Below are 12611 nucleotides of genomic sequence, written 5' to 3' on the forward strand. Positions count from 1 at the left end.
CTACATCATACTGTTACGCATTCACTACCGCAGTGATCTCTTCATCCAGCTCCAGCCTTACGTCCTCCCGGTAAGCCCGGATACCGTATTCACTGAGCAGATAGCGGAGGATTGCTTCGACCATATTGGACTCAACCAGATACTGGCTGCGGCCTTGGACCCACACCTCTGCGGTATAGCCGGTGTCTTCCTCCCAGCTAAGCTCTACCTGAACCTCTTCGACACGAACCGCCTTCCGCTCAGCCACATGCAGGCAGACCGCGTTAATAATTTCATCCATGCTGAGAACGGTTGCCGGCATATTAATAACGGCCATCCCGTTCTTCAAGTCTGCGCCGTTCCTGTCTGCGGCGGAAGAAGGACATGATCATCATCACCACGAGATAGATGGCGAGCATGTTGATGGCGAATCCGAGAATGTTCCCGAAGGCGCCCATGCCGGCGAACATACCGCCGAAGAGGAGGCCGGCGATTCCGCCGATCATCAGGCCTTTCATTAAGCCGCCGCCGCTGAAGAATCCACGGTTCGTCTTGGCTGCTGTACCGGCCGCCGTTCCTTTGGTGCTATCGCTTTGCTTTACATTATCTGTGGTTGATTTCTTCGGCGTCGTGGTAAATCCCCGCGTTCCGGATTTGAAGCCGCCGCCTCCACGGCGCGCATCTGCAAAGTCAGGAACAGTTACGGCAAAGAACAGGGTAAAGGCCATAAGAATCATCATTACGCGTTTCATTGGTTTCATCGAGTACAAGTACCCTCCTAAAGGTGTTGTGAGCATCTGCTTCACAAGAGATTTTGTGTATCTGCCCGGTAACACGCAGCACCTTTAAGAAGGTTTCAATTTTTAAATATCACATTTATTAATTCTTACCATACCCATCCGATACAAGCTCAAGCGCTCCGGTTGCCGGATCAATGATCATACCGTGAACAGGGATGTTAGGAGGGAGCAGGGGATGGCGCTTAATCAGCTCCACAGTCTGAATAACCCCTTCTTCCACATTATCGAACCCGCGCAGCCATTTCGTCAGCTTAATTCCTGAATTCTCGAGCGTGGACAGCACCTCTTCGGAGACACCGCGTTTTTTAATTGAGTTGATCATTCTATCCGCATTTAGCGAGGCCATCCCGCATTCGTAGTGGCCCACGACAATGACCTCGTCCGCATCAAGCTCATATAAAGCGACCATGACGCTGCGCATAACGCTGCCGAAGGGCTGTGAAATGACTGCTCCGGCATTTTTGATGATTTTGACATCGCCGTTCTTGAAATTCATGGCCTTGGGCAAAAGCTCCACAAGACGCGTATCCATACAGGTGATGATCAGCATTTTTTTATCAGGAAAACGGCTGGTCAGATAGGCTTCGTATTCTTTTTTTTCTACAAAGTTCTTATTAAACTCCAAAATATCCGTGATTTGACTCATGACCATGCTGCCTCCCAAAAAGTAATGTGTACTTAGTTTTCTTGAAAATACTCCATGCCATCTTGCAAGCGGTCCGGCTTAGTTTGCTATACATTATACAGCTTAAGACACAGCTTCGCTTGAAAAGATATTTTACGCTTTAACGTGTTACCCGAGCTTGAACATTCCCGGTTTATTGTTAAGACTTGCTCTCAGGTTGTTTTCGGCTACGGATGTAGCCTGAATCTTCATGGATTGCTCACGCTCCTTTACATTTGTGATCGCCTGATGCGGCGCTTAAAGTATTTCAAATTAGAGATATGCGCTCTGATGTTGATTATATATATTTAAAAAAGTATCATCAAGAGGAGCTGGTAAAAACAGAGAAAGCGGGTGTTTGGAGAATGGAACAGGCAGTCAAGCAAGAATGGGAGAAATTTCAAGAGCTATTATCCAAAATTTGCGGGTACATAGAAGCGATGTCGCTTCTCCATTGGGATCTGCGCACAGGGGCGCCGCGTAAGGGAGTGGAGATTCGCTCGAACACAATCGGGCTGGTCAGCGGGGAGATCTTCAGACTGGAGACTTCACCGGAAATGGGAGCATTCACCGAATATTTCAGCCGTCCTGAAATTAAGGGCCAATTGAGCGAGATCCAGACTAAAATCGTCAAGGACCGCCGCAAGGAATATGAGCGCAGCCAAAGCATCCCCGCCAAAAGCTTCGAGGAATATTCCGTCCTCACCGCACATGCGCAGACCATCTGGGAGGAAGTGAAGGAAGCCGATGATTTTGCCACTTTCGAACCTTTCTTAAGCAAAATTGTTGCGTTTAAACAGGAGTTTATCAATTACTGGGGGGTCAAAGACTCACGTTATGATACGCTTCTGGATATGTACGAGCCTGATTTAACGGTGGAAAAGCTGGACGAAATCTTTGGCCGCCTGCGCAGCCGCCTGGTACCGCTTGTGGAAGCTATTTCTGCGTCATCCCACAAACCGGATACGAAGTTTCTGGACCAGATTTTTGCCAAGGAGCAGCAGGAGAAGTTCGGCTTGTTCATTCTGAAGCAAATGGGCTTTGACTTCGAGGCAGGCCGTTTGGATGAGAGTGTGCATCCGTTCGCTACCGGGCTGAATCCGGGGGATGTGCGCATCACGACGAATTATTTGCTGGATAACGTCCCGAGCGCTATTTTCAGCTCGCTTCATGAAGGCGGACATGCCCTGTATGAGCAGAATATCAGCAAAGATCTCGTTGGCACCATGCTTGCTCAAGGCGCTTCTATGGGCATACATGAATCCCAGTCCAGATTATGGGAAAATATGATCGGCCGCAGCCGGTCCTTCTGGGAGCGTTATTACGGCGATCTGCAGCAGCATTTTCCTGAGCAGCTTGCCGGTGTGGAGGTCGAGGATTTCTATCGTGCAATCAATAGTGTAGGGAACTCCTTCATCCGCATTGAAGCGGACGAACTGACCTACAATCTGCATATTATTGTCCGGTATGAGATTGAGAAGCTGATCTTTAATGAAGGGCTGGAGGTTAAGGATCTCCCTAAGGTGTGGAATGCCAAGTATCAGGAATACCTGGGAATCACGCCTCCAACCAATGCGCTTGGCGTGCTGCAGGATGTTCACTGGTCAGGTGGGGATTTCGGTTATTTTGCCTCCTACTCGCTGGGTAATATGTATGCCGCACAAATTCTGAATACGCTGCGTAAAGAGCTGCCGGAGTTCGAGGACCTGATTGCCGCCGGGAATCTGCTGCCGATCAAAGAATGGCTCACAGACAAAATCTACCGCCACGGAATGAGTCTTACGCCTTCACAGATTATCGAGCAGGTGACCGGTGAGCCGCTGAACCCTGATTATCTGGCCGATTATCTGGAAGCAAAATATAAAGAGCTCTATAAACTGTAACAAATTCATTGGCCCGCAGCCTGCTGTAAAGTGGAAGGACTTCACTGAAGGGGATATAATAGAAGAAAAGCGCTCGATGGAAAGGATTGTGGGATGGCAAATACACACACATACAGCCGCAAGGAAGAGGTCGCTAATGCGATTACGCATGGAATTGGAGCACTGCTAAGCCTAGCGGCGCTTGTGCTGCTGGTAGTCTACGCTGCGCAGAGCGGCACCGCCTGGCATGTGGTCAGCTTCTCCGTTTACGGTGCTACCATGCTGCTGCTGTATATTAATTCAACATTGGTGCATAGTCTTAGAGAAGGAAGGGCCAAGGACTTTTTTGAATTCATGGACCACTCCTCGATCTATTTGTTCATTGCCGGCACATATACTCCATTTCTGCTCGTGGTGATACGGGGAACCCTGGGCTGGACCCTCTTCGGTATCGTTTGGGGAATAGCGGTGTTTGGCGTTTTCTTCAAAGCCTTCTTCGTCAAGAGGTTCCTGTTCATGTCCACCCTTTTCTACATTGCCATGGGCTGGCTGATTGTCATCGCCTGGAATCCGCTCTCGGCGGTGATGGCGGCTGGGGGCATGACGCTGCTGCTTGCCGGCGGGCTGCTGTATACACTGGGAACGATTTTTTATGTGTGGCGGGGCTTTCCTTACCATCATGCAATCTGGCATTTGTTCGTGCTTGGCGGCAGTATCGTTCATTTTTTTGCAGTGCTGCTGTACGTGCTGCCGATACACTAAATCGTGCTCTGTACCGGAGAATTTTGCTCTGATTAACAAAGAAAAAGATGACAAGCAAAAAAGCTTGACATCTTTCTTTGTTTTAGGTATCATAAGGGACGTTGTGAAGCTGTAAAGTGTTTTTCCTTGACGAAGGGAGTGCCCTTAATGAGTCAGGAGAATAGGCTCGAGAAAACCAACCGGATCAACCTGTTATTTGCTTTCTATGAACGCCTGCTCACTGACAAGCAGCAGACGTTCCTTAAATATTATTTCCACGATGACTTCTCCCTGGGAGAAATCGCTGCTGAGTTTGAAATCAGCCGTCAGGCCGTGTATGAGCATGTCAAACGTGCGGAGCAGGTACTGGAGAATTACGAAGAGAAGCTCGGCTTGCTTAAGAAGCATGAGAGCCGCAACAAATACTTAGATGAACTGCGCAGACTGCCGGAGAATGGGATGCTGCCTGAGCAATATAAACTGCGGTTCACAGAAATTGTGGATCGTTTGCAGAGGTTAGAGTAGCATGAAGGGAGAAGCTGCATATGGCGTTTGAAGGGTTAACCGGAAGATTGCAGAATGTGTTCAGCAAGCTGCGTGGCAAAGGGAAAGTATCTGAAGATGATGTAAATGAAGCCATGCGCGAAGTGCGGCTGGCCCTTCTGGAAGCCGATGTTAACTTCAAGGTCGTCAAGGACTTTGTGTCCAAGGTGAAGGAGAAATCCATTGGCAAGGAAGTAATGGAGAGCTTTACTCCCGGCATGGTAATCATCGACATCGTTAACAAGGAACTGACCGAGCTGATGGGGGGAAGTCAGGCGAAGCTGGCGAAGTCGAACAAGCCGCCGACCGTGATTATGATGGCTGGTCTGCAAGGGGCCGGTAAGACGACCACTTCAGGGAAGCTTGCGAAGCTGCTGCAAAAAGGAAATCACCGCCCGCTGCTCGTAGCGGCCGATATTTACCGTCCGGCTGCGATCAAGCAGTTGCAAATACTGGGCGAACAGATCAAGGTTCCTGTCTTTGCGCTGGGTGATCAGACGAGTCCGGTGGAAATTGCCAGACAAGCTCTGCAGCATGCGAAGGACAACAACCTGGATTATGTGATTATTGATACCGCAGGCCGCTTGCATATTGATGAAGAGCTGATGGAAGAGCTGAAGCAGATCCACACCGTTGTAAATCCAGACGAAGTGTTGCTTGTCGTAGATGCAATGACCGGTCAGGATGCCGTCAACGTCGCCGACAGCTTCAATAAACAGCTTGAGCTTACCGGCGTTGTGCTGACTAAGCTGGATGGCGACACTCGCGGTGGTGCCGCGTTGTCTGTCAAGGCTGTAACTGGCTGCCCCATCAAATTCGCCGCACTGGGCGAGAAGATCGACGCGCTGGAGCCTTTCCATCCGGAGCGTATGGCCTCCCGGATTCTCGGAATGGGCGACATGCTGTCGCTGATCGAGAAGGCCCAGGCCAATATTGATACGGAAAAAGCCAAGGAAATGGAACGTAAGATGCGCAACGCGGAATTTACGTTCGATGATTTCCTGGAACAGATGGATCAGGTGAAGAAGCTTGGTCCGATCGACCAGATTCTCGACATGCTGCCTGGCATGAACAAAGCCAAGGGCATGAAGGACCTCAAGGTCGATGACAAGCAGATGGGCCGCGTTGAAGCCATTGTTCATTCCATGACCAAGGCCGAGAAAGCCCAACCTGAGATCATCAACCACAACCGCCGCAAGCGTATTGCCGCCGGCAGCGGAACCAACGTCGCCGAGGTCAACCGCCTCATCAAGCAGTTCGATGAAATGCGCAAGATGATGAAGCAGTTCTCCGGCATGATGGGCGGCGGAGGCAAAGGCGGCAAGAAAAATGCTATGAAGCAGCTTAAAGGCCTTGCCGGCAAAGGAATGAAGTTCCCTTTCCGCTGATCTCGGTCTCTGCTCTTGCTTTTGATATTAATCTTTTCGCAAAGATCATTCATAGTACAACATCAAATGATCAAACGATTTTGACCTTAATCTTTTGATCTTAGTCTTTAAATCTTTCCTCCATCTCTAGGTCACGCCGCAGTTAAGCGTGTCCCGCAGGGACGGCAAGCGATCTTACTCCTAAGCTATCCCAAGTCCCGCCAGTCTGAATGCCTACGCTAATTGCACTTAGACGGGTGTCCAGAGGGCAGAGCCCTTGGGGCCCTCCCTTGGAAGGGAGGGTTTGGGAGGGATCGAAAAAAGGTTTACCCAAACTCTTCCCAATATTTCGATATTCTTATAAGGAGGTGAAATTTCGTGGCAGTACGTATTCGTCTGAAAAGAATGGGTGCACATAAAGCGCCTTTCTATCGTGTAGTGGTTTCCGATTCCCGGTCCCCTCGTGACGGTCGTTTTATCGAGGAAATCGGTTATTATAATCCGATTGAAGTGCCGGCAGTAGTTAAGATTGACGAGGAAAAAGCTCTTAAATGGCTTCAAACAGGTGCGCAAGCATCTGACACCGTGCGCAATCTGCTTTCCAAAGCAGGCGTGATGAAGAAGTTCCATGAGCTGAAGCAACAGAAATAATGACTGATTGCGAGGGTCCTCTATGGAAGAATTAGTTGGAGTTATTGCTAAGGCTTTAGTGGATCACCCAGAGGATGTGACCGTACGGACCGTGGAGAAGGATCACCTGATTGTATATGAGCTTTCTGTACATCCAGATGATGTCGGCAAAGTCATCGGCAAGCAGGGGCGGATCGCCAAAGCGCTTCGTACTGTAGTTACATCTGCAGCAGTCAAGAGCGATAAACGCGTTACCGTGGATATTTTATCTTAAAGAATGCGTTCAATGAGGGGCTAGGGATAGTATATCCCGGCTCCTTTTTGTTCAAATATATAGCTAAGGAAGCTGTTCATTACGCGCAGGGCAGGTAAAGGAGAGGGTTAAATGACGGAAGAACTGAATGTAGGCAAGTTGATCAATACACACGGAATCCGCGGAGAGATCAAAATATTATCCTCAACTGATTTCCCGGAGGTCCGTTTTGCTCCTGGCAAAAAGCTGCTTGTGGTTCCCGCTGACGGAAGCCCGAAGTTTGAGGTTACAGTGGAGTCCGCCCGGGAGCATAAAGGAGTGTATATCGTCAAGCTTAAAGGATACACCAATATTAATCAGATTGAGCAATATAAAGGCAGCATGCTGAAGGTTCCAAGCGATGACCTGGTAGAGCTGCTGGAGAATGAGTATTACTTCCACCAGATCGTCGGTTGTGAGGTGTACACTGACGAAAATGCCAGCCAGCCGCTCGGCATGATCAAGGAGATCCTGCAGCCCGGAGCTAACGACGTCTGGGTGGTGAAGCCCGCTAAAGGAGCAGATATTCTGATTCCGGTCATCAATGACGTTGTGCTTAACGTGGATATTAAGGCTAAAAAAATTACAGTTCACCTGATGGAAGGGCTGCTGCCATGATGCGGATTGACATGCTGACGCTTTTTCCCGAAATGTGCGAGGGTGTGTTCAGTACAAGCATTCTTGGCAAAGCCCGTGAAAAAGGGATCGTTTCTCTGAGCGCTGTCAACTTCCGTGACTTCTCGGGGAACAAGCATAACAGTGTGGATGATACGCCCTATGGCGGAGGCGGAGGGATGGTGCTCAAGCCAGATCCTATTTTTGCCGCAGTGGAGCATGTACTCGCCGAATCGGGGAACGTAGAGCAGGTGAAGCCGCGAATCATTCTGATGTGTCCGCAGGGACGGCCCTATAATCAGCGTATAGCCGAGGAGCTGGCCCAGGAGCAGCACCTGATTTTTATCTGCGGGCACTATGAAGGTTATGACGAACGGATTAGAGAGCATTTGGTCACAGATGAGCTGTCAGTCGGGGATTATGTCTTGACGGGCGGAGAGCTGCCTGCGCTCACTGTCATTGATTCCGTGGTGCGGTTGCAGCCCGGAGCGCTGGGCAACGAAAACTCTGCGGTTACCGACTCGTTCAGCACCGGGCTGCTGGAGTATCCCCACTATACACGTCCGGCGGAATTCCGCGGCTGGAAGGTCCCGGATATTCTGCTGAGCGGTCATCATGCCAATATTGAGGTGTGGCGGCGTGAACAAGCGCTGCAGCGAACCCTGGAACGCCGGCCGGATTTGCTGGACACTGCTGATCTGTCAGACAAGGATAAAGCAACGCTTGCGCGGCTGAAGCTGGTGTAAGAAGTTAGTTTGCGGAAATTTACCAATAGATGGAATTATTTGCGTCTCTTTAACGTATACTACGTCGAGGAGGCGTTTTTTGCTGTGTGCTAATTAATCTATTTGATAAAAAAATACGAGCAAGTGTGCGTAATCAGCCTGTATTTGGGGTAATTAGAGGAGGGAGAAAATTTATACTGCAGCAATAGCCGCTAGCTTCTCACTATCGAAAGGAATGAACATTTGTGACTACGAAGCCGCACGAAGAATTCAAGCCAGACGTGGACACTGGCCATAAGGAAGCGGAGCCGCTCCGCACCGTAAGTGATATTATTGATTTTTATAAGAACCGGAAATCATATAACCAAGTGTGCCCATGAAAAAAGACCGTCCGAAGACGGTCTCTCTACCCGAGGCGCTAATTTAAAACGTGATCCGTATCCCGCGCCACCAAAGCTAATATCAGCCGTTGGTCCGGGTAAGGGATACGTTCAACATGTCATGCTTGATGTGAACGCACCTCCTTTCCTTGTGCCAAGAGTATAGCACAGCCTATACGAAAAAACCATACTATTTTAAAGGTTAAGAGATGGAAATTTTTGAGCCTGGCTTAACTGCCTGCTCTCATGGCTATTTTGTACAGCAGCGCAAAAGCACCGCTGAGAATGGACAATGTAATAATATATGGCTGTGATACTGTGACGCCTTGAAGCAGAGAATCTTTACACAGCAAGAATAACACATAGGCTGTACCCAAGCCGACAATACAAGTGCCTGTTTCAGCAGGTTTTCGTTCGATTCTTACTTTAGCGGCAAAAAGCGAAAATATAACAGCGGAATCATACGCAATCAACAGCAGCAAACCAACCTTATAGTAGCTAAGGTTATCATGTGGAGCGATTCCTCCCTCGATGATCTGTCTGAATAATTGTGCAACCAGAATGCCGATGATCCAGCCCACAAGATGCGAGCCCCCTTCAAGTAAGAAGTTTTTCGCATAATCCACAAAAGTAAACTTCGGCCGCACCTCAAGATAGGCGTAGATCAACACAAATATCATAAATAGTCCGCACCAGAGGTAAAAGTATTCTGGCAGATTCCCGGACAGCAAATCTGTCAAGGACTGTATGGTTGTCTTAGCGATTTCGATTAGTAATGAAAACAATAGATCCCCCCTTAAAGCGCTCCTTCAGATATCAAGATTTACTCTTCAAACTTCAGATTCTGCGGCTCCTTAGGGAGGTCGATATCGGTGACCGGAACATCCATTCCAACTTCTTCAAAGGTGCAGTCATCCAGCCAAGCCTTTCCGGGCCCCGTGAGGATAATGCCGATGTTCAGACAGTTGGCTTCTGGCGGGATATCCAGCACACAGGCGTAGTAATTCCAGTCAGTCGTTCCTTTAATACTTCTGTACTGCATGTTGTCAAAACCCAGCATGTTCTGTTGCTTGTCATCAATACGCATCCATAGACCGCACCAGCCGCTGACTTCTTCGGTCCGGACAAAGCCGGCAAAACGGATTCGTTTCCCCAGATAATTTGTGGCGCTAATCTGCTGCATTAAAGTGCAAAAATCATTGACGTCGAGGTACTGAGTTTCTATACATTCAAGCGATACTGAGTTTCTTCCTTTGTGATACACCTGCATATCCAGTGCTGCCTTGTACTTGGTGGGTGCGGACCCGGTAATCATCCAGCCTTTAATTTCGGACATAGTAAATTCCTCTCTTTCTTGGATCAATAATTTCATTTGTGCTCTGTACTGAGCTGGAGGCAGGGCATAAAGTCCTTTAAATGCTCTTGTAAAAGCTTCCTGACTTTCAAAGCCGTAATGCAGTGCGATATCCAGAATGCGTTCATCGGAGTAGAGAAGCAGATGGGCAGCGGAGCTCAACCTGCGGGAACGGATGAATTCAGCCACGCTTTTGCCGACATATTTCTGAAAGATCCGGTGGTAATGAAATTTGGAGAATCCAGCCTCTTTCGCAATTCTGTCCAGATTCAGTTCCTCATCCAAATGGTGCTCAATGAATTCAATGCTGTCGTGAATCATCTTGTAATACAGCCTAGTCACCTCCTGTGCTCTGAAATAAGCATACCTCACGTGTGCAACTGAATTTTGATAATTCTTGCTATCCAATTTTTACTTGAATCTAATACTAATCTGCGGTATATATAAAATGTAGGTAAAATATCACTTTGGCTCCTGTACTATTCCCGGTCTGGAGACATATATTGAACAAAGCGCGGCTGTACATCATTGTCGGGGTATAGCGCAGCCTGGTAGCGCGCACCCTTGGGGTGGGTGAGGTCGCAGGTTCAAATCCTGTTACTCCGATTACGAAAAGATCAGGACGTATGACAGAAACAGTTTTTCAAATAAGACCACGCCTGAGGGATTTCTTATCCTGAAAGAAGCGGTCTTTTTTGTTTCATAACCCACTTTTTTCCTGAAAGTATAGATTATATGAGTTGTTGCTGTTAATATTATGGGTATATCTTCCTGTGATGAAATTAAGGAGACATAGAATGATTATATCGCATAATTTAACTGCACTTAATACAATGAATAAACTCAAACAAAAGGACTTAGCAGTATCCAAAAGTTTGGGGAAATTATCCTCAGGACTGAGAATTAACGGAGCTTCAGATGATGCGGCAGGATTAGCTATATCTGAAAAAATGAGAGGACAAATAAGGGGATTAAATCAAGCGTCTAGAAATATTCAAGACGGTATCTCATTGATTCAAGTGGCTGATGGAGCTATGCAAGAAATACATTCCATGCTTCAACGTATGAATGAGTTGGCAGTTCAAGCTTCAAACGGTACATATAGTGGCAGTGATCGGCTAAACATACAAAGTGAAGTTGAACAATTAATAGAAGAAATTGATGAAATTGCTGGAAACACCGGGTTTAACGGGATAAAACTATTAAATGGAAACAATGAAAAAACGGAAAAAACTGAAAAAACAGGTTCTGTTGTTTCAGTTAATAATCCACCAAACAATAAACTAATCACTATTTCCTCACCTGTAGGAACTAGTGTCTCAGAGATTTTGAATAATCTCTTAACAGTGTTTAATGAAGCTAAAAACGGTCAAGTAGGAGATTCCGATTCCAAAAGAGTATCAAGCAAGTTTACACTTTCAATTAATAATGATGAGTTATCAATAGTGTGTGATACTGGTGATGGCTTTTTATTAAGTGGAGGCAGCCCTAACTTGTTTTATCAGGGGTATATAGGAGGTAGCTACAAATATAAATTTACAGAATTCATAAACGAAAATGATTTCATTAATATAATGGATATTGGTGGGGCGAATGGAGGAGATACACTTAAATTTAATTTTTCTTCAATTTCCAAGGAGCCAGAGGAGCAAAAGGAGCAAAAGGGATTAACGCTTCAAATAGGTGCAAATTCTGGTGAGACACTAAATATTAAGTTGCCAAATGTAACCACATCGGCAATTGGTATATCAAGCATAGATGTTTCAACTATTCCTAATGCAGAATCATCATTAAGCTCAATTTCTGCTGCAATTGATAAAGTCTCTGCAGAAAGAGCGCGAATGGGTGCTTATCAAAACCGATTAGAACACAGCCGGAACAATGTAGTAACTTATGCAGAGAATCTTACAGCAGCAGAGTCGAGGATCCGAGATGTCGATATGGCTAAAGAGATGATGGAACTTATGAAAAATCAGATTTTTACGCAAGCTGGACAAGCAATGCTTTTACAAACAAATACCCAGCCTCAAGCAATATTACAATTGTTGAAGTAGCTTACCTCCAGGCAGGCTCTAATTGATTCCCTCGAAGAAGGCCTGTAGGGTCTCTAAGTTAAAGTGGAATTCTACAAGCATCCCTTGGGGTGGGTGAGGTCGCAGGTTCAAATCCTGTTAATCCGATTAAGAAGGGCATTTTACAAAAAAACACTTCTAAGCGGAGCTGTCCGCTAGAAGTGTTTTTAAAGGATAATCCATTTAGCTGGCTCTAGGCTCTGCCTCGGCGGTCGCGGATCAGCATTACGATTCCTGAACCGAGCGCGTAAAGGGAAACAAATGCAAGCAATACAACTGCCCATGTGTAGTTGCGCACCGTATAGGTGAGCGAGGCGAGAATGACAAACCAGGCGATGCGCAGCACCCCTTCATTAATGAATCTTCTGCTTGCTGTACTCATGCTTCCTGCCTCCTTAAAATAATATTGGAATTCAAAGCACATCGTAAGCGCTTTTAATTGTGTCTGTTATATTAATAATAACCCCTTTTCGCCGAAAATGATACACAATGTTCACAAGTTCTTTGCTTCACAAGTGTTTTTGTCATAGTTATTTATTATAGTGGCTTTCGCCGTTGCCGGCTTATCCCCTTCCGCATAAAATACA

15 protein-coding genes and 1 tRNA gene are annotated in these 12611 nt (G+C 47.0%); 10 read left to right on the top strand and 6 right to left on the bottom strand.

Features of this window, described 5'->3' with window-relative positions; translation table 11 throughout:
• Nucleotides 1-13: 13 nt before the first annotated feature.
• The 3 genes from B212_RS0109290 to B212_RS0109300 all read right to left on the bottom strand — a co-directional run bounded on the left by B212_RS0109290 (nt 14) and on the right by B212_RS0109300 (nt 1425).
• A complete protein-coding gene (locus B212_RS0109290; RefSeq protein WP_019910354.1) occupies nt 14-316 on the bottom strand; it encodes a DUF2653 family protein in 303 nt (100 codons plus the stop codon).
• Nucleotides 303-740 (bottom strand): hypothetical protein, encoded by a 438-nt coding sequence (locus tag B212_RS0109295; protein ID WP_019910355.1) that lies wholly within the window; start codon nt 738-740, stop codon nt 303-305. The genes B212_RS0109290 and B212_RS0109295 overlap by 14 nt, the downstream gene beginning before the upstream one ends.
• 118 nt (nt 741-858) lie before the next feature.
• Nucleotides 859-1425 (bottom strand): beta-class carbonic anhydrase, encoded by a 567-nt coding sequence (locus tag B212_RS0109300; RefSeq protein WP_019910356.1) that lies wholly within the window; start codon nt 1423-1425, stop codon nt 859-861.
• A gap of 383 nt (nt 1426-1808) precedes the next feature.
• On the opposite strand from B212_RS0109300, the gene B212_RS0109310 reads away from it, so the two are divergent.
• The 8 genes from B212_RS0109310 (at nt 1809) to trmD (ending at nt 8239) form a co-directional block, all read left to right on the top strand.
• Nucleotides 1809-3326: a carboxypeptidase M32 gene (locus tag B212_RS0109310; protein WP_028530713.1), complete on the top strand. Its 1518-nt coding sequence runs from the start codon at nt 1809-1811 to the stop codon at nt 3324-3326.
• A gap of 93 nt (nt 3327-3419) precedes the next feature.
• On the top strand, nt 3420-4067 hold the full coding sequence (trhA, locus tag B212_RS0109315) for a PAQR family membrane homeostasis protein TrhA (RefSeq protein WP_019910358.1): 648 nt from the start codon (nt 3420-3422) through the stop codon (nt 4065-4067).
• 147 nt (nt 4068-4214) lie between these two features.
• Entirely contained in the window at nt 4215-4571 is a 357-nt protein-coding gene (gene ylxM / locus B212_RS0109320; protein ID WP_019910359.1) for a YlxM family DNA-binding protein, read from the top strand.
• Between the two features lie 20 nt (nt 4572-4591).
• Nucleotides 4592-5977, top strand: coding sequence for a signal recognition particle protein (ffh, locus tag B212_RS0109325; protein ID WP_019910362.1), 1386 nt, complete (start codon nt 4592-4594; stop codon nt 5975-5977).
• Between the two features lie 357 nt (nt 5978-6334).
• Nucleotides 6335-6607, top strand: coding sequence for a 30S ribosomal protein S16 (gene rpsP, locus B212_RS0109330; protein WP_019910363.1), 273 nt, complete (start codon nt 6335-6337; stop codon nt 6605-6607).
• A gap of 22 nt (nt 6608-6629) precedes the next feature.
• Nucleotides 6630-6860, top strand: a complete 231-nt coding sequence (locus B212_RS0109335) for a KH domain-containing protein (RefSeq protein ID WP_019910364.1) — start codon at nt 6630-6632, stop codon at nt 6858-6860.
• Between the two features lie 111 nt (nt 6861-6971).
• Nucleotides 6972-7496, top strand: coding sequence for a ribosome maturation factor RimM (rimM, locus tag B212_RS0109340; RefSeq protein ID WP_019910365.1), 525 nt, complete (start codon nt 6972-6974; stop codon nt 7494-7496).
• Entirely contained in the window at nt 7496-8239 is a 744-nt protein-coding gene (gene trmD, locus B212_RS0109345; RefSeq protein WP_028530714.1) for a tRNA (guanosine(37)-N1)-methyltransferase TrmD, read from the top strand. The genes rimM and trmD overlap by 1 nt, the downstream gene beginning before the upstream one ends.
• A gap of 589 nt (nt 8240-8828) precedes the next feature.
• Here the strand turns inward: trmD and B212_RS0109350 are convergent.
• Together B212_RS0109350 and B212_RS0109355 are read right to left on the bottom strand one after the other, a co-directional pair.
• Nucleotides 8829-9383 carry a DUF5823 family protein gene (locus B212_RS0109350; protein ID WP_019910368.1) on the bottom strand — a complete coding sequence of 185 codons (555 nt, stop codon included), beginning with the start codon at nt 9381-9383 and terminating at the stop codon, nt 8829-8831.
• 38 nt (nt 9384-9421) lie between these two features.
• Nucleotides 9422-10294: a helix-turn-helix domain-containing protein gene (locus B212_RS0109355; RefSeq protein ID WP_232231469.1), complete on the bottom strand. Its 873-nt coding sequence runs from the start codon at nt 10292-10294 to the stop codon at nt 9422-9424.
• Nucleotides 10295-10484: 190 nt separating this feature from the next.
• Here B212_RS0109355 and B212_RS0109360 point away from each other — a divergent pair.
• Nucleotides 10485-10558: transfer RNA gene (locus B212_RS0109360), tRNA-Pro, on the top strand.
• 191 nt (nt 10559-10749) lie between these two features.
• Complete coding sequence (locus B212_RS35670; RefSeq protein WP_019910370.1) at nt 10750-12006, top strand: flagellin N-terminal helical domain-containing protein; 1257 nt, start codon at nt 10750-10752, stop codon at nt 12004-12006.
• Nucleotides 12007-12217: 211 nt separating this feature from the next.
• On the opposite strand, the gene B212_RS0109370 is transcribed toward B212_RS35670, so the two are convergent.
• Nucleotides 12218-12406 (bottom strand): hypothetical protein, encoded by a 189-nt coding sequence (locus B212_RS0109370; RefSeq protein WP_019910371.1) that lies wholly within the window; start codon nt 12404-12406, stop codon nt 12218-12220.
• Nucleotides 12407-12611: the final 205 nt, after the last annotated feature.

The organism is Paenibacillus sp. HW567 (assembly GCF_000374185.1).
Lineage (GTDB): Bacteria > Bacillota > Bacilli > Paenibacillales > Paenibacillaceae > Paenibacillus_AQ.

Excerpts from the sequence above, each read along its gene's own strand:
- B212_RS0109290 (WP_019910354.1), bottom strand. The coding sequence starts at position 316 with ATGGCCGTTATTAATATGCCGGCAACCGTTCTCAGCATGGATGAAATT.
- B212_RS0109295 (WP_019910355.1), bottom strand. The coding sequence starts at position 740 with ATGAAACCAATGAAACGCGTAATGATGATTCTTATGGCCTTTACCCTG.
- B212_RS0109300 (WP_019910356.1), bottom strand. The coding sequence starts at position 1,425 with ATGAGTCAAATCACGGATATTTTGGAGTTTAATAAGAACTTTGTAGAA.
- B212_RS0109310 (WP_028530713.1), top strand. The coding sequence starts at position 1,809 with ATGGAACAGGCAGTCAAGCAAGAATGGGAGAAATTTCAAGAGCTATTA.
- trhA (WP_019910358.1), top strand. The coding sequence starts at position 3,420 with ATGGCAAATACACACACATACAGCCGCAAGGAAGAGGTCGCTAATGCG.
- ylxM (WP_019910359.1), top strand. The coding sequence starts at position 4,215 with ATGAGTCAGGAGAATAGGCTCGAGAAAACCAACCGGATCAACCTGTTA.
- ffh (WP_019910362.1), top strand. The coding sequence starts at position 4,592 with ATGGCGTTTGAAGGGTTAACCGGAAGATTGCAGAATGTGTTCAGCAAG.
- B212_RS0109335 (WP_019910364.1), top strand. The coding sequence starts at position 6,630 with ATGGAAGAATTAGTTGGAGTTATTGCTAAGGCTTTAGTGGATCACCCA.
- rimM (WP_019910365.1), top strand. The coding sequence starts at position 6,972 with ATGACGGAAGAACTGAATGTAGGCAAGTTGATCAATACACACGGAATC.
- trmD (WP_028530714.1), top strand. The coding sequence starts at position 7,496 with ATGCGGATTGACATGCTGACGCTTTTTCCCGAAATGTGCGAGGGTGTG.
- B212_RS35670 (WP_019910370.1), top strand. The coding sequence starts at position 10,750 with ATGATTATATCGCATAATTTAACTGCACTTAATACAATGAATAAACTC.
- B212_RS0109370 (WP_019910371.1), bottom strand. The coding sequence starts at position 12,406 with ATGAGTACAGCAAGCAGAAGATTCATTAATGAAGGGGTGCTGCGCATC.